This is a genomic window from Sphingobacterium sp. ML3W, assembly GCF_000747525.1.
GTDB lineage: Bacteria > Bacteroidota > Bacteroidia > Sphingobacteriales > Sphingobacteriaceae > Sphingobacterium.
In genome coordinates, this window is record NZ_CP009278.1 from 3044565 (window position 1) to 3070196 (window position 25632).

A 25632-nucleotide genomic window follows, 5' to 3' on the forward strand; every position below is an offset into this window, starting at 1 on the left:
AATGATAAAAATGTGATAACAATTTATATACGTTATGATTAGTACTTAATTCTGTTTGAAATTTGCATTCCACCAATAGATCCGCTGAGTACCGAGCTGAAGGCTACTTGTGAAAGGCCTGCATCCCAATTATTTCCAAGTGCCAGGTTTTTACTCGTATTAGTAGAAACTCCAATAACTTCACTCTTAATGATACCAGTTCCAATCCCCTTTGCTAATGTGCCCCAGCCAGAGGCGACAGGTCCATTCGTAGCAAGCCCTGCTAACATCCCTCCTTTTTCTCCGATCCAGGCCCCCGTCTTCAGCACTGTTGCCGCGCCGGCCTCTCCCATTCCTTCCATCATACTTCCTACTATACGTGCTGTAGCAGCAAACTCATTAAACGTTACTTGAGCAGATTTAGCCGCGATACCTACACCCGCGCCTAAGCCGCCGGTAAAGGCACCTGTAAGCGCTCCAATACCCATTTGTATTCCATAATCTTTCCAACTAAAATCATCAAAGTTAAAAGCTGAATAGGTTATAGCACTGATACCTGCTCCATAGAAAACACCTGAAAGTGCTGCTAAACCAATTGTTGCAGGGGTACCCAATCCAAGCGACAGCACTTCGACAACTGCAGCTACGACGTCAATAACGACACCAACCAATATCTCTATGGCGCCGAGCAATATGCCTCCTATAGCACTAAATATACTGCCTATAGAATACATACCAGTAGGGTCAATAAACAGCACAGGATTGTTAGAAGCATATATATACGGACTAAAGTATTGTCGACCAGGATCAGTTGCTATAAACCTTCCAATAGCAGCACAATATAAACGAGCTCTATAATTATACAAACCTATTTCCAAATCATATTCCTGTCCAGTATATAGATAGTTTAAAAAACCAGGTATAGGTTCTTGTACATTTGTCAGCGCTCCAAATGTCTGATATTGATAGGAGGCAACTAGATTCCCTATAAAATCGATCACTGCCCTTACAGAACCCAAGTGGTCTTTAAGTATATGATAAGATTCTACTGCTACACCGTCGAATTTTCGCATAGCAATAAGACCTCCTGGACCATAAACATAATTCACCGAAGTTCTCGTTTTTCCATCATCAGCAATAAAAGTTTCCTGTAATGGCATAGCGTTGGTACCTCTTATATATAATTTTGAACCGGCTGTAGTCGCTCCACCAGTTACGGTCTTGACCAATCGTTCATTACGACAACCATATAACAGGTTTAAATTAGCTCCTGCGGGTAGACCATCTTTAATAGTTACAGGAAGCATAGATACGGGATCGTAAGTAAAGGTCAATGCTGATGCCTTAGTAATATCAGAATCACTTGTATTAAGCGATAGCGCATTTCCGTTATCATCATAAGTGAATTGGGCCAGAGCTTGTGCACGACCATTTTCCATTACATTGTTCACTTGCTGACTGCAGGCATCATAATTATACATATACTGCTGAATACCCGGGAAATTCAAAATATTGCCATTTGCATCATAATTGATCTGGGGTTCTACATCAACTTGGGGTTGTGTAGTTACGTTTTGTACATGTTGTATTTGCCCTATTGAATCATAAGCATATTGGTATTGTTCAGCATCCTGATCACTCACCTGAATAGTAGTAGAAGCAATCGTACCGTCAAAATATCCGGTATCCTTATAACCTCCTGAGGTATACTTTAGCGCTTCCGTAAACAGTGTTTTGTCTGTTGAACTTTCATTATTAATGCTCTCCAACCAGTTAGGTGAATTAAATCCATAGGTTTGTTTAATAGTTGCATGTTGTGCAAGTGCCAATTGATTTTCTAATGGCTTTCCAGCTGCATCGTAGCTATAATTGCCAATTGTATTGATGGAAGAACCAAGAATACTTGATACCATACCGTCTGTGATACAAACGATCTGATTCAATGAATTTAATTGATAATAAACAGTATAAGCATAATCCTCGTCTGGGTATTCTATTTGCGTGATAGTCCCGATATCATTGTATTGATAAGTAACAATCTTATCCGTTCCAGAATCAAAAGAATGCACAGTTAATGTGTCAGAAATCGTATTGCCCAAAATGTCATAAAGTATACTTTCCATGACATCTGCAAGGCCATTATTACTATTATTGGCTTGCATATTAGAGATTCGTCCTATCGTATTAGCACTGCCCAAATCATACAAATTACGTTGTCGCCATGTCGGTATGTTTTGCGGCCATGATGGCTCTGTATGAGCGTATTGCTGTAGCATTTGTTCATCCCATGAACCAACAATAAATCCAGTTTCAATGGGACGAGAAAGGATGTCGTAATTTGTATAAATAAAGTTTCCGTCTTTGACCCCTTGTGGATCTTGTTTGAAGCGCAAGTTCCCGGAAGCATCATAAATAAATCTGGTAGCCGTATTTGCCCCCTCTTGTAAAGAGAGCAATTGGTTACGATAATCAAAAGTCTGCTTTGTAACCCAGTCGCTTTGTTGCGAATTTGCTGGAGGATTGAAATAATTTGGTGCACGAAGGATGCTTGCATTTCCGGCATCATCAAAACTTGTCTCATTTTTTATTTCAGTACCGGTTACAGAAACATTTTGGATCACCTGCTCCAATAATGTACTTACTTCATAAAAAACTTTGTCATTGGGATTGACGGTTATTTTTTTCGAGTAAATAGGTAATCCAGATTGCCATAATACTGAGGTATAAGTTGTTCGCGTGGATTTACCACCATTTACCCTAAACTCTTCGCCTGCTACACTTTCCTCAATGACACGGGAAAGAGGAGATGTTTCAAATATCTGTCTTAAAAATGGATACCCATTGTCTGTAGGATAGGACTTATTTATCAGACCAGTCATAGTACCTATGTTCCAGTTCATTTTTGCAAATTCACTACAGTAAGCAAACATTGGATTTTGTTGCGGAGTAACGTACGCTGGTTTTGTCCTAACGGCCAATCTACCCATATTATCCGAGATCAACTGCTCAATAACCATCTGCTGTGCCGCATATTGCTGCGCCTGAATATTCACACCATTGGAATCGTCAAAAGAAATACCAGCCATTGGATTTGTAGCGGTAGCAATTTGGGAAATAGCAACCTGATTACCAAAGAAAAAGGTAGGGCATCCTGCAAGATCGGTTAACTCAGCATAACTGAAAATCATTTTTCCATTTGCCCAAAAAACGATTGTTGACTCATTGACCAATATAGACCATTGGTTATTCATCGTGTAAACGGCTATATCGTCACCATCTACCCGCAAAGCATATCGGTATTTACTACTCGTGATCGTCCAACCATTTTCCATATTTGCTCCTGCACTGATAACAGCTTCGGGTGAAAGTAAAAATCCTGCTTTGTTAAATGCCTTGCATAGTGCTATGGATAATGTCCCTGCCTGAAGCTGCGCTTCGAAGGTACTTTTGGGAATAATGAATGCACAAGCATCTACTGCGGGGAGCAAATTCACTCCTGAAGCATCATGCAATTGCCATGTTGCTAATTGAGGAGACCATTGAATGGTAAGTGCAGACCCAATTTTCACCCCCAATGGAATACTTGGTATCTCCAGTAGATTGAATACGATAGTACATCCATAATCTATATTAATAGTACTATCTGTGCAAGTTATTGTCCCTGCGACCCCAGCTGATTGTTGCTTTAGCACAGCATCACTTACTTCCCAGATTTCATCAGATCCTTGCCATGCGGTAGTCCATTCTGAACCGTGTGTAAACTCGGTTAGCTGCCCCCCTGTAGTTGCTGCAATAGAAACAGAATTGTTGGGGTCAAGGTTTGAAAAAACACCTTGATTTCCGCTTCTAGACATATAACTACTCTTAAGTACTGCGGTTCTATCTGCGGCATTGGTCGATATGATTTCCTGCTGAAATCGATTCAAAACGCTACGGGTAGTTTCACCATTGGGCCCCAGAACTACAGTAGGTTTTGCTAAAATATTTTTGTAACTATATGCTTCAATTATGCAGGCTAAAGGTGTAAATCGCAGATTATCTATGAGTACATGGCTTATTTCATTTGCATTTTCACAAGATATCAAAACATTGGCTTTGCCTTCAGGATTGGGAAATGTAATAAGCTGAGATACATACAGCCATTGTCCTTCTGTATCGGGAAAATCACATTCAAGTGTTGCTCCGCCTGTAATTTCTATTTTCCAACTTGCATTACCTAATGTATTATTGTATGCTACAGGTTTTTTAACCCAAGCTGAAAACACATATTGTTGATTTTGACGCAATGGTGTAAACGACCCTTGTATACCCATAGATCCTGTACTAGCAGCTGTAATACTTAAGCTATTGGTACCGGTATGCGCATCTATAACTTCATTTTCGCTATTTGGAATAATTGAGGCTCCCGAACCCATAGTCCAGTTCTGGCTAGTTTCATAATCTTCAAAGCCATAATAACTAACCTCGCTTCCAGATAAGCTACCATTTGGAAATTTAGCAACTAGTGTTTGTTGGTTTTTATCATAAATAAAAGAAGAAATTAAGCCTTGGCCATCTATTTGTTCATTAATCAGATAACCCGTACTTGATCTGGATATTACTTTTGCTTTTAATTGCCATTCTGTCCCTGTTTCGTCAAGTGGGAATTGTGGTGCTGCTGTTCCCGGTATTGTCCAATCAAAGGTTTGATATGGCGCTAACCTATAAAGACCTGTTTCAGCGCAATCAATACTAATATCACTATTGGCCCAGTTTCGGAAAGTAGTCGCCTGACTTTTGATATAGTTTCTTGACGTATTGTCGGCCGGTGCTACACTTTGAGTCGTCATGGCCACCGCTGTGAATATGTGCAATTTATTGAAAATAGCAGCGTAGGCTGGAATCTGATAAGCATAAACCGTTTCTGCACGAAGGTTCTTCTCTATTCCGTCAGAGTCAAAATAGGATTTCTCTTGCCATAACAACAAGCCCGTTACCTTATCATAAGTTCCTCTAGACCATTGTAGAATACCATCTTTCATGTTAGCCGTCTTCTCACACCGGGCATAACCACCCAAAAGAAATTTACCCGTACTGTCTTTAGAATAAACGGTCCAATAATTCAATTGATAAGCGACTAAGGATCCTTTTTTATCAAAATCTTTTTGTCCTAGTTGAATTCCGTTTAGGATATTCTGGTAATTCTGAAGTCCACCACTTGGATAAAGCGATGTTTGTTGTGCTAGCCCATTAGAATAATAAAACTGACTACTTCCTTCAGGAGTAGATGAAGGTGAGGCTGTTTTTTCCTTAATACCTGGCACTATTGTTACTAAAGGATATTGAGCTGTACCTATCAAACCATTGAATACGATTTGTGCTTCGGCTGAATTGGCATAATAATAAGATTGACAGAAGCTTTGAGAGGAATCAAACTTGTCTTCGATAACGAGATTAGCCACAGGAGTATCTGAAACATTCAGGTCAAAATTAATTTCATCTAAATTCAATAAATCCATGGTAGTACTTTCGTCAAAAGAATTTGCGGAAGAAGGATAGGTAACCAAAAAACGTTCGGAAGCCAACATGGTACCTGATGTATCCTCTGGTACATATGTTTTGACGTTATTTAATTTTTGTGGTTGTTGTGCAGTGCCATTTTTTAATGCTATTAAATAACTTGATGCAGTTTGGTCACCACTATCTTGATAATTAATATATCTTGCACCTATGTTTTGAATACTTTGTGGGTAATTTAAATAAGTAAGTTGTGTTGGTATCGTTCTCCAGTTACCGTCTGACCCACGGAAATATATTGTTTTTCCAACAGTCATATAATTCCCCGAAATAGTAGGGTTATTTCCGGATGGCACATTCGGTAATATAGACCATTTACCCGAATTTGGATTAAAGGTGGACCATTGATTCACCATTCCCCCACTAGCTGGAGAAAGTATGTTTACATCATCGCCAGTGGCTACATTTAGTTTGGTTAATGAACTCGAAACTGTAAAACTCTTCATATCCCACACAGACCCATACCGTTGATTTCCTCCAATATTGCGCAAAAACAATAGATTATTTGCCACTGTAGAGCCAACAATAGATGTTTTGAATATTTGATAAAGTGACATGTTATCTACGATAGGGGAACTCGAGTCCGCTGATCCAGGAGAAGCTGAATTCAAAACAAAAAAATTCTCATCCCAATTGTACAGTCGCAAGCTATAATTAAGCGAAGTACTTGTAGCAGATGTTGCAAAAGTCAATACAAGGGAACTAGGACTTGGAGATATGACCAAGTAAGCTGTATTACTCGAGTCATCAATGACGATATCCGTGTTATTTAAAAACCAGGTATTTCCTAACTTCCAAGTACCATCTGCAGTCCGGTAAAAGAGATAGTTTTTTACCTGCTTTGAATCCTGAATATAACAGCTAACTGCATAGAAATTCTGTGCTGCAGTAATCGCTGCAAATGTACAATATGAAGAATCGGGAAGTAATAGTGATTCATTTCCACTCCACCTTCCATTTTGCCAGTTATAAGAAAAGCCTTGAACTCTTGAGGTTGTATAGTCCGTATTGTAAGCTATTACAAAACTATTTCCTGCCACATAGGTAGAGCGGGCTTTGGAGCCAGGTTTTACAGTAAGTACAAAAGGTTGATTATTGTACATGATCCAGTTGCCAAATTTGAGATCTAACCCTGCATCGTCATTTCGGAATAAATACACTTCATCATTACCTGTGGCGATATTACGCATAGAAAGAGAAAAGAAATTTTCTTGTGTTTGCACCGCTATACTATCGTTTGCTGCTGCTTTGGTAATGATGAAATTTTGATTTACCCACTGCCCATTCCATGACTGAACTCTTATTTGAATGTGGTTGTTGCTTTGATAGGTAAAAACTACATAGCTAGATCCGAACCAGACACGTGGAATACTTCCTTTAATAGGATTGGTGATTTGTACTTTTTTTGATGAATTGGTAGAGGTAATGGTCTGCACTTTATATTCAAATGACGCCTTACCTCCTTCAGGATAAACAACAGCACTTAATGCTCCGGGATTTATACTCGATATATGGGTAGGAAAGTATTCGAAATTAATTGCAGGAAGTGTTACTCCACTATCTACATATTGAAATACAGATTGCAAGCACCTTTTGTATAGCAACGAATAACTAGGATCTGATGAAACTGCATTATTCATAAAGTCATAGGTAAACTTCAAGCCTAAAAGGTGACTACCATCTGCGTTTTCAACATCTATTGTATCTAAAAACAAAGTTTCAAAGCGATCTTGGTAGGCACTAGGGTTAGGCGGAGCAATTTGGGTATGCCTAGGTTGATATTCAATAATTGAAAGGCCTTCACTTGAATTTCCTGGGTTAAGCAATCCAAATTTATTTCCATAGCTAAATCTAATTATCCGTCCGTAACTATCCGTTACTTTTTCTAAATAAGAAGCCTGTGTATAAGCAAGTCCAGAGGAAATTAATTTTTGTTGTATTTTGATATATTGATATTGAACAGCATGACCCAATGGCGTAACAATAGATGCAAGATTCCAAACCAGGGGATAAAGGACTTGTGATTCACCTACATTACTGGCTCCCATCCAATTCCCCCACCTTACCCCCCACTGTGTAGCGTTCGACTGTGCATCTTGCCCCTCACCGTAAGTGTATCTAAATCCATTTTCTTTTATTATGACCCAAACCTGCTGAAAAGGATTATACTGTACCGACCAAAACTCGAAATTCCGCAGTTGGAATATCCAATTGCCATCAACAGTTTCACCTATTTTTACCATAGGATTAGCACTGCCACCTGATACCAAATAATAGGTATCATTTATTACTGACCCGCTTCCACCCTTATCTACCGTAATCATCTCAATAGGCATTTGCCAGCCTATACCCAGGACGCCTGTAGGGGATTCTGTATTCCAAGTATTCAAATTGTTTTTCACATTGCTTGAATAGAGAACAGAAAGCTTAACATCAAGTCCTTCTGGACCCGGTAAGGTTAAAAGATCTAACGGCATGGATACACAGCCACGAAACTTGTTTACACTACTTTTAATTTTCCCTATTGCCGTTTTATCAAACTCAAAAGAGTGTAAAGCAGGCGTTTCAGATTGAGCAGCACTGGTGTTTGTCGATTTATTAGCCATAACTAGTTGAATTAGGTTTACTATTTCTTTATCAGATACATGAATTACATTTCCTTTGGCTGAAAATGATCATACAGTATTGTCCTGTTTAAATACTAAACTGTGTTTCTATTTTTTCAATTGATAAAGATTCGATATGATTTGATACGGTTTTATATAATCTTCCTTCTTGAGGGAATGTCGTCATGGTGTGCCTCAAGTAAAAATCATCTGGAACCTGATATACAGTTGTCTCTTTAGCATTTTCATCCATACTTGAGTAGCAACATAACACCGGCAAGTGTTCAGGTATCGCTACACCTGCGGCAACTGGTCTTATTGTGCTGCTTAAGTTAGGAGGAGAACCATGTATTGTTCTGGTATTCATCAATAATACTTCCCCTTTTTTCATAGGAATATATTTCATATATTCAGATTCAAGAATCCCCTCGATCTCAGTATAAGGTAACATGCAAGGTGAACGATATAGATTATTTAAACGATGGCTGCCTGGCAATAGCCCCAGACAACCATTACTCCTATCTACATCAATCAAGGGGCACCAGATACTAAGTCCAACATGATGTTCTTCTTCAACAAATGTCGGATCTTGATGCAAAGGAAATTTGCTCTGCTCAGAACCTCCGCATTTAGCGACGAAGCTACCCAGAATGATCTTATAATTATTGAGTAGAGGTCGTACTCGTTGTTCGAAAATTGGTGTAATACTTTTGTTTACAAAGCGACGCATTTCTAGGTCCGGAAGCACCACGGAGGCTGCTATATCAAAACTATGCTGTTTTTCCACAATTCCAAAGGCCGTTTTTAGTTTGGTAACATCTTCTTCTGTCAGAAGGTCCAAAACTATATACCCATCTCTATGAAAAGCTGCCTCATTATTCGAGTCGATAAATAACTTTCGTAACATGATTGATTTGATTTTAATAAAATTAGGTAGTTACATCCAGTTATACATAATTTCGCTATTTAACGGTGTTTTCGAAGCAATTGTTTTTGAAAGCACCCTCATAACTGTTGCATTGGTGATGATTGATTTTCTATCTTCGTAATAAGTACCCGAAGGATTATTCCATGGTTCATAACAGAAATTATCCGTCACGCGCAGATTTGCTGAACCATACCATTGTCCATTGTCCGCCTGCCAGTTAAGTAATGCTCTTATATGTGCACCTATTTTTTGATTTGGATATTGCCTAAGACATTCAATACCAATATAGCAAGCTAAGTCAAAAGCATTGTCTATTTGTATCTGGGATGGATCATAGCTATAAGCTTCATGCGGTTCCTCCATACCTAATTTATCTAATACTTCCAACGTAATAAAAGTACTGTAGTAAGGGTTTCGCCACCAATAAGATCGCCAAAAACCAGTATGCATACGGTTTGCACCTAATGCACTTTGAAAGGGAGCAAGAAAAGTTTTTTTATCTTCGGGTAACATACCATGATATCCCCATGGAGTAACGTCCCAATGACCAGAAGCCCAAGCCTCTGGCTCTGTATATGTTGCTATGCATTCACCTTCTTTCCAATGACGTCGGAAAAATAAACGATCCTCTTCATTCACAGGAAGGTCAAGCTCGTCAAACAAGGCGACAGCCATTCCTGTCGAGTCTGCGTCAGGCCCTGTAGCAGCATTAAAGCCCCATCCTGATTGATAACTACGGTTATCAGAAAGCCATTCTGCTGCTTTTTTTGCGGCGTTCAACGCATCGATGTTACCGCTTCTTTTTCCATATTGTGCCAATGCCTGTGCTGCATATGCCGTAACCCATTGATCTGATTGACCTACAGGTAGAAAATAGTCGTCCCAACTGCCATTCTTATTTTGAACAGCTATCAGATAACGCATTGAATCCTTCAGAGCCCCCGATATTTCGTCCGATTCAGGTATACCGATTTGACTACCATGTTTTATATAAATATTAAGTCTTGGCGTATGATCAATAGTAAGCCCTAAACCGATAAAAGCAATTTGATATTCCTTGCTATTCAATATCAGTTCCATATCTGGTGATGAAATTGAATAGCGCTTGGATAAAGTTGCTATAACTGAAGACCATTCAGCAGGACTATATCTTAGGCAGTGGCCACATAAGTCAGTTTTTACATCAACAAGTACACCGGTAAGTAAGTTAAATCCGATACTCATGACCATTCCATCTGAATCTACATCATATTGTGCTGTTGCGATAGTCATAAAATCTTTCATCGCTTCGGATGAAAAAAGATCGATCTCTTTTAGGTCGGCAAAATTATAGCTGTCTCGCATCCGGAAGTAAATTTTAGCTCTTGAATTTTCAAGTGTACTTCCTTCTAGTCCCGCACTGGCTACAATGCAGTATTTTTTCAATTTGTTTATGATAACTATTGCTTCGTTCGTATTAGGTAGAATATGCATAAGCCAATTTTCTACTCTCAGCCATCCCTTTTCATGTTTTAGCGGAGCCATTTCCAGGTAAAAGGCAATACCAGGTTTTTGTGGACTCACGCCAATCCATACAAACCCCTGTTTATAAATCTTGCGTTCATCCATATTGTCTGGAAGAAGCATATCAATTGTTTTTGTAGCAATTTCTTTCAGTTCGCTAGACTGACTCTCATCAATGAAATATAACAATGTATCAATGGATGAAGAATAACGCTGTTCGGGGTCACTATGATAAGCACCAGGATCGGCAATGATACGCATTGACATTCCTTTATTCGAAGATGTTAGACAAAGCTGTAAGGGCACACCATCATTGTTAAGGCAAGAAGCAGCTGTATTAAAATCTTCAGAATCGGAGTGTATATCAAGAAGCCGATAGCACTTATCCTTTAAATAAGGAGTGTTGGCTGGTTTGAGCTGATCAGCAAGCGAAATAAGACGCTGAACTTTTTGACCTAGACGGAAGCTACGAATCATATAAATTTTTAGGATTAATAATATAAAAGTTAGTAGTACTGTAAAATCTACGGCTAATTAGAAATCAGCCGTAGATTATTGACTACTATTTATTTCAAAATAATAGTAGTAGAATAATTTTAGCCTTGCTGAATATTGATTTGAGGTAACTGGCCCGTATTGGTACCTTTAGTTCCTGCTGTTGCACCATCCCCAGAGTCTGCAGGTGATCCATTAGCTCCTCCAGGTGAACCGCCAGCACCAGCTAGGCCACCTCCTCCTCCAATTCCACCATTTCCGCCATCTCCTGGATTTCCTGCAATTGGGTAAGGAATAAACTGGCTTCCTGGGCTTAAACTTTCATAGGTTATATTGATTACATTTCCGTTACCACCATCGCCACCATTTGCACCATTACCACCATTTCCGCCTTTACCGCCATTACCACCGGCGTAACCATTACGCGAATAAGCACCAGAGCTACTGCCGTTACCGCCTTTACCGCCGTTACCACCGTTACCACCGTTACCTCCATCACCACCTTTACTGCCATCACCACCACCGCCAACCACAGTGAACGTGCCGTCTACTTGTCCAATACGCATAGTAGTAGCAGGAGAATCACCGCCTCTCCCACCTGCACTTGCATTACCACCATTGCCACCAGCAGCGCCATTCGTACCGGCAGAGCCATCATTACAGCCAGATGCCCAATTACAACTTGCATTCTGGCCATCAACACCATTCGCCGCATTAGTTCCAGCTTGACCATTAACTCCAGGAGCGCCGGATTGCCCAAGAATATTGATATCACCAATTTTTGATTGCACGGACTCTGCTTTTAACACTGCCGTTGACTTAATTAAGGAAGCAATAGAAATTTTAGCCGTAGTCTGGACAAAAATTTGTCCTCCAGGCAAAACCGTTACTGTACCAAATTGATTGTTTGTGTCCGTAATATAAAGCGGACTAGACGGACTTACAGTCACATCAGGAGAGATAGTAGACATAGTTTATATGTTTAAATGGTTAAAAAAAAATACAACGCTGTATTCAATACATTAAAATTACTTAAAAAAGAACTATTAAACATATTTATTTTTAAAAATGTGTTTAATAGTTTAATATATCCTTCACATTACTAATCAGGGCTAATTTTTTACGTTTTTTGTTTGTAACAAATGGTTTATACTCTTCTATTTTCGTGGCAATAAGGTGTCACTTACTTTACTTAATAGCCTGAAAATTAATAAAATAGAAGTGTTTCCATAAGATGCCTCAACATCAAAATGTGGAAGGTAATTACTCAGACTTCCAGTTCGTCCTGTCCATCACCAGTATGACTCTATTGTTAACAGGTAGTAGGCTAAAGCTAATAAGTTTGTATCTTTAACACTATGACTGGAGTTCATTTTCAAAGGTCCTACATCGAAAATAATGATTTGATAAACAAGTTATTATGAAATTAATCATCCTTTTTTTAAGCCTTATGATTATTTCAAGAACCTTTTTAAGAAAGAACAACAACAACTAATGTTGAAACATTAACACGGTGAATTTTATAAACTACAAGTAAAAATATTATAACAATAGATATAGCATATACACTAACTAACAATGCTATATTGACGGAAAACATGGAACATGAATGTAAGTTGTACTACTTGCTTTAGGGTATCGTGATGAAGAAAATGACTGGAATTCTAAACTTAAAAAAGTGAGGATATCAAAACAAGAGTTTGCTACTATGATCAATTGATTTTTTGGTTGATGTTAATATTAAAGCTACTTGAATAAAGTCAGGTAGCCGTTTTTGAGTTATTAGACTAGTGAATATCTAAAATGAGGTTTTGTAAAGAGTATTTCATAATCAATGACTTTTAAGTAGAAGTCAGACATTTGTCCTCAATTATGATTTAATTATTTATGAGGTAGAATTCTAAATATTAGCATAGTCTCCCTTTCAAATTCTCAAGTTTGATGGAATCTGCTGCGTCCTATCCTTAAAAAAGTGGTTAAAATGCGAAGGGTCCTCAAACCCTAATCCATAACTAATATCTGCGATGTTCCAATCAGTATGTTTTAATAGTATTATCGCTTCCTCCATTAATCTGTCTGATATGTAGTCACTTGTTGTTTTTCCTGTATAACCGCGAACTGCTCTATTCAAGGAGTTTACATGCACGCCCAAGGTTTCTGCCAATTTTCTGGGAGACCGGAATACAAAAGGATCACCCGGATCTTCAATTGGGAACTGTCGATCCAAAAGTTCGATAAAGACTTTGGCCAGACGTGTCTTTGCATCTGTTGGGGTATGCGTGTTTATTAAAGGTTTCTTTTTTACCGCAAAGTGGAATAGCTCGGATATATAATTTCTAATCAAATCATTTTTGAACTCATAATCCGAATTGTGTTCTCTCTTTATCTTATCAAAAAGTGTAATAATTTCTTCTATTTCCTCTTGCTCAAGACTAAAAATGGGTTTAAGATCCCTTGAAAATATTGGTAATTTATTTATGTGATTCCTAAAGTAGCTGTCTAGATAGTACTCCTTAAAGATTAAGTGTCCTCCCATTGTACTATCCTCCAATGATTCTATGGTATAAGGAGTTTTAGGATCGAAAAAAACAAGTCCTGCTCCTTTTGTTTCGATACTTTTATCACCATAATGCACTATAAAACGACCGTCTAAAAAGGAAATTTTATAAAAATTACGTCGTCGGTATAGAATGGGTTTCCCATCAATACACCCGTCATGAGGAATCATTAAGAAATCTGCATTGTCGTTGGAGAGTATATCTAAACGCTCTCCAAACTTATCTTCATAAAATGATTTGAATGTTTCTGTTTTTTCCAAAATAAGAAATTTACGGTGAGCGAAATACTATCATAAAATAGTTATTACATTAAATATGTACAATGTAGTAACTATTTTATGAATAATTAAAAGTAAAGCTTATCCAGTAATCCCATTAACAAAATGTAATGCCTCTTGAGTGGACACTTTCATCTTTTCAAAGATATCTTTTGTCAAACCAACGTGCATTTCATATTCGTTTAATTCAAGCTTCGCTATCATTTCTTGAATAACCCTGCTTGCCGCCATTTTTTGGTCTGAATTAATGCCTTTTGCAAAAGGAGTATCCACCAATGGAGCCATCAACTCGAATATCTTGACATTTGATTTTTGTTGTTCCAAAGCCAACCTCAGGGAGAGGCTATAAGAATGCAAAGCGGCCTTGGTAGCGCTGTAGGTGGGGTGCTGCAAATCGGGAACAAAGGCCACTCCAGAAGTGGTAATTATAATGGCCGCATTTTCCCTATCGGCCAGTATAGGCACCAAAGCTTGGGTAAGCTTTACTACTGAATGGTAATTCGTCACCATTTCAGCAATACTAACCTTGTAAGAATCATTACGACTAAATAATGTGTAATTGGTTGCGATACCAGCATTCAAGAACACCATATTTAAATTAGGGTGCTTTTCCTTAACTGTATTGACCAGTCTATCCAGGTCGTTCTCGATGGATAGATCACATACTATAATAGAAGCATTATTCAATTTAGCCGCTTCCTCTTTCAATCGCCCCTCATTTCGTGCAACCAAAATTACAGTGTTGCCCATAGCATCGAATTGTTTTGCGGCTTCGAGACCCATGCCGGTGCCTCCCCCAGTAATTAAAATTGTATTTCCTGTAGTTTTCATTTCATTTTATTTTAGTGAACTCGTTCGAACCTCTCTTTTATAAGAAGTTCAAACGAATTCATTTTTATTTCTGTACAGTCTTGCTCCGTAAACTTTTGTTCGGTTATATCGAAGTATTGATTTTCTTATCCCAAAACTCCGGAATATAAGTTCCGCGCATATAGTCCACATACTCTTGATCTGTCATTGTATTACGTGCGTTCAACAAGCGTTTGGTGTCTTCCCCAATTATATAGCGCAATCGGCCACTTTTGTCATTGGCTGCTTCTAAGATGACCTCAGCAATTTCATCAGAGGTAGATTGGGATTTTTCATTAAGCTTGCCATAGGTTTCAAGGGCGATCTTATCGAACTTTTGATAGTTGGTAATAGAATCATTTCCCCCCATATTGGCAGAGCCTACAAAGCTGGTGTCTGTTGCTCCTGGCTCTATTATTTTGACCTCGATATTCTCGGAGATCAATTCATAGGATAGGGATTCCGTAAAACCTTCTATTGCAAATTTTGTAGCGTGATATAGCGAACAGGTTGGAAAGGTTATCCTACCTCCTTGAGAACTTACATTAAGTAAGGTGCCTTTTCCGTTTTTACGAAAATGCGGCAAAATTGCTCTGGTCACGTTCAGGTATCCGTACACATTGACGTTGAACAATTCTTCAACCTGTTTCTGTGTTGCTGTCTCGAAAGCACCGAATGTACCAAACCCTGCATTGTTCATCAAGGCATCTATTTTTCCAAATTTCTCTATTCCGGCATCGATGGCTTTTTGGATGCTATTCATATCGGTAACTTCCAACTTCATTACTAACATAGCATTGGAGTTTTTAAGTTCCTCTTCTTTTTCAGGAGATCGCATGGTCGCAATTACGTTCCAGCCTGCGTTTAAAAATTTCTTTGCCGTTGCTTTTCCAATCCCGCTTGAGGTTCCTGTTATCAATATTGTTTTCATCTTTTTTTTATTAGTGTTCATTACTATTTGTCTCAATTTATATTTTTTCAATTTTCTTTTGATTTAGCCCACCAACCAAAAGTGCAGAGGCTTTTTTCAAAAGTCCAGAATCATTCAAAACCTTTTCATGTCCTTCCATGTCTTCTTGGCTATTCCAGGATTCCAGTATCTGAAAGGATAGTGCGTTATCAGATTCTTGGTAAATACTATACTCGATACAACCCTTTTCCTTAGGTGTTGAAATAGCTAGATCTTTTAAAATGTCCCTTAGATAATCTGCATCCTCGTGATTTTTAGCTTTTAGATTGACTAATAATGTTATCATTTATTAATTGCTTTAAATTTACAATACAAAGATAGCTAGTGGATTATGCTAGATTATAGTCGGTATCAAACAAAAAGTTGTAGATATCAAACCAAAGCATACCCATACAACTAAACCCTGAGCTTTGCAGTTCATGGTGTAGAAATTATTGATGATAAAGAAATTGTTGATGATAATGAAAAAGTAAATAAATCCTATTTGAAATTAATTTATAACACTTATTCATTTGATATGAAAGATGATATGAACTATTCGAATTTCAATAAATCTATTACGGGAATTTGGCTGATAACACCTAAAAAACTGTTTATCTTGTTGGTGAAAATAATATGTTTTTATCAGAAATGGAGGAAATTAACGCCAAGTTATCACGTGATATTGAGAATGCCATAACTTTCGTAGCCGGCAAAACGACTTAAACATTAATCCAAAAAGAGAAAAAATTTAAAACTCTGCCCTATCCAATTTGAACACGCAAAGATAGACCCATACTTGGTTTCATTATTTGTGGTAGAATGGAGATGGTAGATAACTATACAGATGCTATATCTACAAGAAAAGAACTAACGGCTCTTAAACTATAAATTTTAAAATTACGGTTAAGAAAATCTCAATCGAATATGATAAACATTTGATCAAAATTTAGAGTCATTTTATTGAATTGCTTTATGAAATCTTGGCCAATATTACCATAAAGCGTTTCCTTCTCATTTATTTTACTTTTCAAAAGTTGAACATCCTTTAACTCGATTTCCTTATTAAAAGCATTAAAAATTGGATTTAAAATATACCCATCAAATTCTTTTGCTCCAGCAGCACCGGCAAATTTTAATTTTGTAGCTGTATAGTGATTATCTATTTCCTTTTGCTTCTCTGCATAATAAGCTTGGTAAAGAATGGTTCGACTCGCTCCTTGTCAAAAGAATAACTTCTTCCTTCAATAGATATCAAAGGCGTTAAACCGTCTAATACCATATTGGAGTATTGGATGCTTTTTGTCTTTTTATTCTTTTTAGATCGCCTGGAAAAGCAGCAAAAGCGCTATTATTTTGAATCAACAAAAATAATAGCGCAAAGATTAGCATTTGCTTAGCGAGGGTAATAAATCCTTTACTGACGATGTGATCCAGGGACCATAATGTTCCAAAGGCCAGGATTATCCGTCTGAATGACCCTAACATAAGGGTATTTATTCAGAAACAAGTCGTAAACCGTATTTCCATTCCGAAGAGCCTGTTCATCTGTATCACCTAGACTATTTAACCATAAAATAACACCTTGATCTTTAAACTTTAGTAATTCATCCGAGTTATCGAACGAGTGATCAATATGGACAATTGAAGTCCGTTTAGACTCTAAAATCTCATGCAGATCGCTCATTTTTCGTGCACGCGGAAAAAGAGTGATACGAGGATTAAGCTTATAGATATTTTCCATTTCTTTGTGGTCATATAGAAAAAAAAGAACTTCGTCTTCCATGTTTTCTGCAACAATCAATTCAAAAGTTTTTGCAACATACTTTTTGTTTTCTTCTTTAAAATCAATATCCAAGATAATTTTCCCTTTACATAGGCGCAGCACTTCTGTCAACGTTGGCACGCGATAGTTAGTGGTCGCACCTGCTGGTGAATCCCGTAAATACAGGTTCTCTATTTCAGAATAGGTCAGATGACTCACTTTTCCCTTACCTGTAGTTGTGCGGTCTACAGTACCATCATGCATCAAAATAAGCACACCATCTTTAGTACTACGAATATCGAGCTCCACGATAGAGACACCTAACTTTATCGCCTCCAAAATGGAGGGAATTGAATTCTCAGGAAATTGCTTGTGTGCCCCGCGGTGAGCAGCAATATGCAGTTCTTTTGCCGACAACTTTGTCAATAGGCGATCGGATTGTGCATAAACAACTGAAAACAAAACGCCTGAAGATACCAACAGAACACGTAGAGCAGTTAATATATGTATCATGTTATTTCTTAGCGAGTTCGAATGAATCAAACAACTGTCCATTCAGTTTATAGCTTGAAAAGTATAGCTTACTATCTGTAACCCGAATAACTTGGTAGAGCTGTGTCTGCGCACCTGATACTTCCATCCAGCGTTCCGAATCGGAACCATACATCTTTGGTCCTGCCACAGAAAGGAGATATACCGGACGAACTTTACCAGCTGTACCTCTTGCATAAGTATGATCATGTCCCTGCAATACCAGATCAACTCCATACTTTTCGAAAATAGGTTTAAAACGCTCACGTAGGATGATGTTGTCTCTATTTTTTGCTGTTGAATAAACCGGATGATGCATCACAACAATATTCCATTTGGCTTTTGAGGATGCCAAAACCTCAGCTAACCATTCTTCTTGTCTTCTAGCTGCTACAGAATCTAGCATGATTAATTGTGAATTTAATGAGATCATGCGCACATCCTGATACTCTACATAATATACCGCATCCTGCATACCTACAGGGCCATTTTTAGGAAGATTAAAATGCATTTTCCAATGCGGATCTAATACCAACTGCTCCAAAGAATCTCTGCGGTATTCATGATTACCAGGAGTAGGTATAGCTGGTATCATCTGATGGATAAACCCGGCTCCTTCATGCCATTCTCCCCATTCGCTATCGTTATTTGAACGATTAATCAGATCACCGGCATGAACAATAAAACGTGCATTAGGTTCCTGTTGAAAAGCTTTGCGAATGGATCGGGACCATCGCGAACGTAAATCATTCTGCGCATCGCCCAGGTAAATAAACGAAAAATCACCCTTTATATCAGCTGTACGAAACTGATTCCAAGCACTCCAATTCGTGCCATCCCCTACGCGGTAGACATATACAGTACCAGCCTTTAGTCCTTGAAACGAAACTTGCCCATAGTTGTCAGCCGTATTGCCCTCAATTTTTAATTGACTCGTTACGCCCATTACCGTCTGCGCTGCTTGCTCCAGATCGGGGCTACTCTGCTCTTCGACAACCTGTCCCACAGCTTTATTAGAAGCACCATTTATTCTCCAGGTGACAGACTGTGTGGTTGATGGATTATCTGACCACGTCAACGTGATACGATCAGGATATAGCCCACGATCGCTAGTTTGTGCTGTTCCTATACATAGGACACAGCATAGACTCAAGGATAAAATTAAATTCTTTAAAATCATTATGATCGATATTAATTGTTTGTATATATGATTACCATGGTTTATTCGTTCCTTGTAGCAACCAGGACTTGGACCATGCACTATTTTCATTATCTGCTTGAGAGTAGGCCGTTTTTTCAATTCGACCCAAGGCTTCTGTCGCATTTTTTTGATTAACACTCATTTCATTCTGCATATAAGGAATGCGTAATGGCAGTTGAGAACGAATGGCTGCAGGTCCGGCTTTCAATTGCGGATAGCCCGTTCTTCGATAATCAAACCAGGCTTGTGATGCTGTAGACCAATTAGAAATCCATTTCTGCTCCATAATCTGTGCTTGTGTATTATTAAAAGCAACGCCAGGCTTTTGAATATATTCGCTATACTCATTTTCTTTTCCCCAAGTAGCAAGCGAATTGCGCACACCTTGCTCATAATAGGTCTTAGGAGACTCGGGCAATGCCCATCCTTTCCAAGCCGCTTCAGCCAAAATAAAACTTACTTCAGATGCTGCGAGTAGTCGAGCTTTCAGTATTTCCCCTTTTGCTGCCTTATAGCTATCATGGAGGTAAGAAACATGCGGATTCATCGATGTTTGTCCAGGGCTCGGATTGAGATTATAGGCTGATGGGTTTTTAGAAACACTGGGTGGCAATCCTACGTATTCCGCATCAACGTCCACAGTAATACCTTTGACCACATCGGGTGAAACAATACGGACACCATTCACGATTCGATCGGTTCCACTTGGTTCTGTCGAACGAATCTCGATCGGAATTTCCACCTTTTTCGCCCAAACCGCTATTCGCGGGTCATGAAACTCTTGTAGGCGATCAACAAGTGTTGCACACATTTTCATCCGGCGAAAGTTACTGCCACTTGCATCAAAAACGGTATTAGAAGGCCAGGAATCTGATGCATTATTTCCCATAAAACTCATCACTACCTCATCCTCTACAGATGTAATTATCGGGAAATCTGCCGGATGTGCCAACATGTTTTCTATTCCTTCTTTAGCAAAGGTGTTTTCTTTTTCTGCGATGCGCATGTAGTAGCGCAAAGCCAAGGAATTGGCAAAGCGACGCCATTTAACGACATTGCCTCCAAAATAGATATCTGCACTTGCCAAAACATCATATCGGCCATTAGGTTTTGAAAATAAGGCGTTTGCCTGTTTCAGCTCTTCAATGATTCCTTTGTAGATCACATCCTGCCGATCAAACTTGGGGAAATTGTACTGCACGCCTCCCTGTTCAGCTTTTAGCGCATCGGTATAAGGAGCATCTCCCCACAAATCTGTGATCAGCCCAAACAGATAAGCGCGCATGACCAGTGAAACACCATGATGAAAATCAAACCCCAATTCTTCAGACCGGCGACGCATCAATTCGTTATCGCGTAAAAATCCATAATAAGCATCCCAGCTTAATATTCCCCCTGTCCACTCATAATCATTGTGCGAATCAAACCAGGCATCCAATTGCGTATGTTGAACCACACCTCCCAGATCTGTAAAACTGAGATCATTATATTTACTTCCTGTACCAGCAAGTATAGTGGGCAATAGTAAATTTGGATTTGCTTCCTCCTCACTTACGCCATTGGGATTGATATTGATTTCCGTTAGATCTTTACAGCTCCACAAGCATATACTTATGGCAGAGACAAACAGTGCTATTTTTATAGTTTTAAAATGATTGTTCATTGTCTTGGCTTTATATTAAAATGTGATATTAACCTTAAATCCGATCGGCATAGTCCAAGGAGTTACGTTGTAACGCTCTATGCCCTGCTTAAAACCGACTCCTACTTCAGATTGAAACGCCATTTCGGGATCAATTCCAACTTTGGCCTTCGTCCATAAAAGTAAATTGCGGGTATAGACCCCCACACTGCCCCCATCAATGCCCATACGCGTAAGCCATTTCCCTTTCAAATCATAACTGAAAGACAGTTCTCTTAATTTAATAAATGAGGCGTCAAACGTGGCTGCATTCATAAAATCCCATGGGTAGTTGTCCGAATAAGCAATATATTGTGTACCCTCACCACCTAGATTTTCTTTATATCCTGTGATATTCCCCTGGGCATCGTATTCTGCAATGACCCCTGGGTTGAATACGCCAAAGTTTCCAACGTTTCCACCTACATTGACTGGATAGCCTCCATATTCATCACCAGGACCTCCAACAATTGGATAACGGTTACCTTGCACACGAACCAGATCATTTTCAATCAGATAATTACGTAGGGACTCTCCTGTCAGTCCGTTTGGATTGATCAACTGATCCAAAAATCGTTGCGTGGTAAGGTTCGATTCAAAATAGCGGTAGGTCTGCGACATAAATTTACCTCCAAAACGCATATCTGCAGCGATATTCATCGTCCATTTTTTATACCGCAATGAAGATTGGATTCCCATACTGAAGTCAGGATTAAAATTGCCGATCTTATTGCGGCTATTATTAATACGTACAGCCTGCCAAGAACCATTTTTATCCAATATAGGATAACCATTATAAGGAGATGATGGATCTTCAACAGTCACGAGTTGAGAGTCATACAGATCACCAATCTCTTCCCCCACATAGGTTCGTGCTCCACCACGTCCATCCGTCCAGAACGTATGAAACTCGACACCTTCCGAGAGCTCATTGATCCGCGTTCGGTTACGGTGCCAATTAACACCTAGATCCCACGTCCAGTTTTCTTTTTCAATAGGACGTCCAGATAAGGCCAGCTCTATCCCTTTACTGCTCAATAGACCAGCATTAATGTTTCTCGAACTAAATCCACTTGAGCTCGGCAATGTCGTGGAAATGATCTGATTTTTATTATCTAGCGTATAATAGGTTCCTTCAAATTTTAACCTGTTTTTCCAAATTCCGATATCAGTACCAATTTCATATGAAGTTGCTTCTTCGGGTTTAAGATCTGGTAAAAGAAGCTTTCCAGAACGTGTAATACGCAACACATCACCCCAGCTTCCGGGATTACTCAGCACATTAAACAAATTGTAACTTCCGGTATCATTTCCTACACGTGCGATACCCCCCCGCAACTTGAATAAACTCACAGCCGCTGGCAAAGTAAAAACGCGATCGGCCAATAAGCTTAGCGATGCAGAAGGATAAAAATAAGAACGATTAGCGGCGGGTAAAGTACTCGACCAATCATTCCTGCCAGTCAAATCCAGGTATACCATATCCCGATAACTGAGATTGATCAATCCGTAGACACTATTGACAGCACGCTCCGAAAGACTACTTGCAAAATCCAAGTTGAGCGGACTGATATTAGAAAGGCTATACAAACCCGGCGTTATTAAACCTGCACCATTTTTAGATGCATTTTGGACCGAATTTGATTTGGAATAGCGAAGATTTCCGCCTAGCGATCCCGTGGCATGGAAGTCTCCCAATTTCTTATTATAGGTAGTCAGAAAATCTATATTCTGCTCCATATTCATCAGATTGACGATACCATAGGCACCACGTGGCTCATTAGTATAGCTATAGGGGATTTTGGTTTCCCGATTCTCCCAGTAAACATCTGTGGCATAGCGCACCATCATATTCCAATCCTTCCGAATGTTCCAGTCCAATCGCAAATTTCCGAATACACGATCGCGAACGAAACCGTTGTTGACACCATAGGCTAAAAAATAAGGGTTATTAAAATTCCCCATGGACTGCGAGCGTTGCTGTAACCCCTCTTGTCCAGGCATCCAATAATCTTTCAGATCCAATATATTAATGTGCGGCGCCACTTCATATGCCGCTTGCAAAGGATTTGTTCCGCGATTGGTAGCAGGGCGATTATTAGAATTGTTTCGGCTAGCATCCAGAGACATTCCCAATGAAAGATTATCGCGCAAGCGCATCGTTGCATTGATATTCAACGTATTTCTAAATAAATCAGCATTAGGTACAATGCCCCTATTATTCATATTAGAATAAGAAAACCGATAATCAAGGCGTTCACTACGATTAGCCAATGAAATTCCGTTGGTACTCGTTATCCCGGTCTGTACAAAATTTTTGATATTATTCGGGTAAGACTTTAATTCCGTCGGGATCTGATTCCCATCAGCATCCCGTGGGCTATTCCACTGGATGGCCTTGTATCCTCTATCTAGAGCAGGTCCTACCATGTAACTGGATTCCTCTTCAATTGTAAGATCTCCGGCAAGATCTCCTGGTTTCCAAGGCATAGTACCACTCGCAAATTTATTATGTAAATCGATGTAGTGATAAGGAATATCGAAAACGGTATTACTCGTCAAGTTTATCGTCATTTTCTCTGCATTTTTACCACTCTTGGTTGTGATCAAAACTACGCCATTTCCTGCTCGTGATCCATAAAGAGCAGCGGCACTAGGCCCTTTTAAAACAGATATATTTTCAATATCCTCTGGATTGATATTGGATATCGCATTTCCATAATCCACCTTATTATCATCACCGATTTGACCGATATTGTTGAGTTGATTCATAATCGGCACCCCATCGACAACAAACAGAGGCTGATTATCGCTACTTAAGGATGAAGCACCACGAATCACCATACTCACCGAAGCCCCAGTAGGGCCTGTAGCACTGATCGCAACCCCCGGAACCTTTCCTGCCATAGCAATCATAAAATTATCATTGTTCACCCGATTCAGATCTTCACCTTTCACGGTACCTACTGCATATCCGAGTGAACGGTCCTGACGTTTGATCCCCAAAGCAGTGACCACCACCTCTCCCAGTTCATTTTTATTTTCCTCTAAAATGACGGACTGCACTCCAACGGTATTGGCATCGATCTTTACAGCGCTTATTTCTTTGGTTCCATATGAAATATGCGTAACCAAAAGCGTGTAAGTACCCGCAGGCACTTTCAATTGAGCATCTCCCTTCGCATCGGTCAATATGCTTTGACCAGTGGATCTAATTTTAATAGATGCTCCTGCAATGGGCTTACCTGTCTCATCGATGACATGCAAACGCATATTAAAGTTCTGTTGCACTTGTTCGCCGACTAAAACTACAGCACCGTTTACCTTTTTTGAATGGATATTGGTATTTTTCAAAATATAGCGCAATACTTCTTCAAAACTTGCATTTTGGAAAGTATGCTCCTTTATTGCGACTTTCTCCAATTGCAAAGCTTGCTTATCATAACCGATACCAAGACCAGTTTGCTGAGACAGAAGCAATAGCGCCTGCGAGGCATTACCTGCTTTAAGATGGATATTGATTCCTTCTGATTTCACTTGCCTATTATGAGCATAGACTGAGGTTGCTGTAACCTCCGAAATGAATACAGATGAGCTGAAAGCCAATGCAGCAGCCAATGTGCTGAGCTTCGTAATTTTATACATATATTTGCATTAATGTTTATTACAACATGAATTAAGGGTGCTCACTGGTCGATTTTGCGGTTTGCCAGATGAGCACTTTTCTATTGAGAAACTCCCCCGTTTCCCATCTTTAACTGTTTTTAAGTTTATTTATGTAGTATTATTTCATTTCCTTCCCTCCTAAAATTAATTTGGTGAATAGTACATATCATATGAAGAAGCTGATCGACCGATTTTACCTGAGGTAAAAGCAACGAATAGCTAAAACTAGCCGTATCTAAGCTGTCACTACGTAAGATCAAGCCATAGCGATTGTAAATAAGTTCCTGTAATTCGGAAAAATTGGCACCAGACATTAAAATACCGCCACGCGTCCAGATATTGGCATAATCGGGATTGGAATCATACAGTTTATAACTGCCCTGATCCTTTTCATATTGCAAACGCTTACCTGCCGTTAGCACGTGCAATGACGTATTTAAGTTACTACCAACCCGTACACGCCCAGTTTTAACATCGATGGTAATATTTTTTGATTGTTCTGAGTTATTGACGTTAAAGGAAGTACCGAGCACGGCTATGGTTAATGTTCCCGTTTCGATTGAAAACGGATGTAAGGTATCGCGTTGCACATTGAAAAAGGCCTCTCCTTTATCCAGATAAATTTTTCTGCTTTTCAGATACTCCTGCTCATGATATCGAACCTGGGTGTTTCCATTGAGCGTTATGATTGAATGATCTGGAAGTTGTAATTCCCTTTGTTCGCCGGGAAGGGTCGATATCTGTGTGAAAGCAATCGAAACAGCAGTATCACTTTGAATGAAAGGTTGCGATTTTTGATAGATTAACAAGCCCGAAACACCGAATATCAAAATCGAAGCTGCAACAGAAATCCAGCGTAATCGGACCACACGAGCTTGTTTTTTACTGGCTTGAATAGATGGAGGAAATGCAGCGAATATCGCTTGCTTCACTTTTACTTTATGCTGTTCATCTGTAAAAGGATCTTCTTTACCAGAAGATACCTCATCATACCAGCTATCCACGTTCTTTTTTTCCTCTTCCGACAGTTTATCTGCAAGGTAACGCTGTATTATATTTTTAAACTCTTCTAAATTCACCTGTTTGC

13 protein-coding genes are annotated in these 25632 nt (G+C 39.1%); all 13 read right to left on the reverse strand.

The window, feature by feature from the left end:
- Positions 1 to 38: 38 nt before the first annotated feature.
- Positions 39 to 8141 carry an RHS repeat-associated core domain-containing protein gene (locus KO02_RS13035; RefSeq protein WP_038698942.1) on the reverse strand — a complete coding sequence of 2701 codons (8103 nt, stop codon included), beginning with the start codon at positions 8139 to 8141 and terminating at the stop codon, positions 39 to 41.
- Positions 8142 to 8229: 88 nt separating this feature from the next.
- Positions 8230 to 9048, reverse strand: coding sequence for a phytanoyl-CoA dioxygenase family protein (locus KO02_RS13040; protein WP_038698944.1), 819 nt, complete (start codon positions 9046 to 9048; stop codon positions 8230 to 8232).
- A 30-nt stretch (positions 9049 to 9078) separates the two neighbouring features.
- Positions 9079 to 11049 (reverse strand): hypothetical protein, encoded by a 1971-nt coding sequence (locus KO02_RS13045; protein ID WP_038698946.1) that lies wholly within the window; start codon positions 11047 to 11049, stop codon positions 9079 to 9081.
- 119 nt (positions 11050 to 11168) lie between these two features.
- Positions 11169 to 12038 (reverse strand): hypothetical protein, encoded by an 870-nt coding sequence (locus KO02_RS23805; protein ID WP_051959926.1) that lies wholly within the window; start codon positions 12036 to 12038, stop codon positions 11169 to 11171.
- A gap of 953 nt (positions 12039 to 12991) precedes the next feature.
- Positions 12992 to 13885, reverse strand: a complete 894-nt coding sequence (locus KO02_RS13060) for a helix-turn-helix domain-containing protein (protein WP_038698950.1) — start codon at positions 13883 to 13885, stop codon at positions 12992 to 12994.
- A gap of 99 nt (positions 13886 to 13984) precedes the next feature.
- Complete coding sequence (locus KO02_RS13065; RefSeq protein WP_038698952.1) at positions 13985 to 14734, reverse strand: SDR family oxidoreductase; 750 nt, start codon at positions 14732 to 14734, stop codon at positions 13985 to 13987.
- A gap of 103 nt (positions 14735 to 14837) precedes the next feature.
- On the reverse strand, positions 14838 to 15683 hold the full coding sequence (locus KO02_RS13070; RefSeq protein WP_038702662.1) for an SDR family oxidoreductase: 846 nt from the start codon (positions 15681 to 15683) through the stop codon (positions 14838 to 14840).
- Between the two features lie 37 nt (positions 15684 to 15720).
- Positions 15721 to 16008, reverse strand: a complete 288-nt coding sequence (locus KO02_RS13075; RefSeq protein WP_038698954.1) for a putative quinol monooxygenase — start codon at positions 16006 to 16008, stop codon at positions 15721 to 15723.
- A gap of 1110 nt (positions 16009 to 17118) precedes the next feature.
- A complete protein-coding gene (locus KO02_RS22860) occupies positions 17119 to 17979 on the reverse strand; it encodes a glycerophosphodiester phosphodiesterase family protein (protein ID WP_051959927.1) in 861 nt (286 codons plus the stop codon).
- A 1-nt stretch (position 17980) separates the two neighbouring features.
- Positions 17981 to 19177, reverse strand: coding sequence for a purple acid phosphatase family protein (locus KO02_RS13085; RefSeq protein ID WP_038702666.1), 1197 nt, complete (start codon positions 19175 to 19177; stop codon positions 17981 to 17983).
- Positions 19178 to 19208: 31 nt separating this feature from the next.
- Positions 19209 to 20861 (reverse strand): SusD/RagB family nutrient-binding outer membrane lipoprotein, encoded by a 1653-nt coding sequence (locus KO02_RS13090; protein ID WP_038698956.1) that lies wholly within the window; start codon positions 20859 to 20861, stop codon positions 19209 to 19211.
- Between the two features lie 15 nt (positions 20862 to 20876).
- Positions 20877 to 24524 (reverse strand): SusC/RagA family TonB-linked outer membrane protein, encoded by a 3648-nt coding sequence (locus tag KO02_RS13095; RefSeq protein WP_081918382.1) that lies wholly within the window; start codon positions 24522 to 24524, stop codon positions 20877 to 20879.
- A 125-nt stretch (positions 24525 to 24649) separates the two neighbouring features.
- Positions 24650 to 25624: a FecR family protein gene (locus tag KO02_RS13100; protein WP_038698958.1), complete on the reverse strand. Its 975-nt coding sequence runs from the start codon at positions 25622 to 25624 to the stop codon at positions 24650 to 24652.
- Between the last annotated feature and the right edge of the window lie 8 nt (positions 25625 to 25632).

What these genes read in the sequence shown, in the direction of transcription:
- KO02_RS13035 (WP_038698942.1), bottom strand. Translation starts at nt 8,141, where the DNA reads ATGGCTAATAAATCGACAAACACCAGTGCTGCTCAATCTGAAACGCCT.
- KO02_RS13040 (WP_038698944.1), bottom strand. Translation starts at nt 9,048, where the DNA reads ATGTTACGAAAGTTATTTATCGACTCGAATAATGAGGCAGCTTTTCAT.
- KO02_RS13045 (WP_038698946.1), bottom strand. Translation starts at nt 11,049, where the DNA reads ATGATTCGTAGCTTCCGTCTAGGTCAAAAAGTTCAGCGTCTTATTTCG.
- KO02_RS23805 (WP_051959926.1), bottom strand. Translation starts at nt 12,038, where the DNA reads ATGTCTACTATCTCTCCTGATGTGACTGTAAGTCCGTCTAGTCCGCTT.
- KO02_RS13065 (WP_038698952.1), bottom strand. Translation starts at nt 14,734, where the DNA reads ATGAAAACTACAGGAAATACAATTTTAATTACTGGGGGAGGCACCGGC.
- KO02_RS13070 (WP_038702662.1), bottom strand. Translation starts at nt 15,683, where the DNA reads ATGAAAACAATATTGATAACAGGAACCTCAAGCGGGATTGGAAAAGCA.
- KO02_RS13075 (WP_038698954.1), bottom strand. Translation starts at nt 16,008, where the DNA reads ATGATAACATTATTAGTCAATCTAAAAGCTAAAAATCACGAGGATGCA.
- KO02_RS22860 (WP_051959927.1), bottom strand. Translation starts at nt 17,979, where the DNA reads ATGATACATATATTAACTGCTCTACGTGTTCTGTTGGTATCTTCAGGC.
- KO02_RS13085 (WP_038702666.1), bottom strand. Translation starts at nt 19,177, where the DNA reads ATGATTTTAAAGAATTTAATTTTATCCTTGAGTCTATGCTGTGTCCTA.
- KO02_RS13090 (WP_038698956.1), bottom strand. Translation starts at nt 20,861, where the DNA reads ATGAACAATCATTTTAAAACTATAAAAATAGCACTGTTTGTCTCTGCC.
- KO02_RS13095 (WP_081918382.1), bottom strand. Translation starts at nt 24,524, where the DNA reads ATGTATAAAATTACGAAGCTCAGCACATTGGCTGCTGCATTGGCTTTC.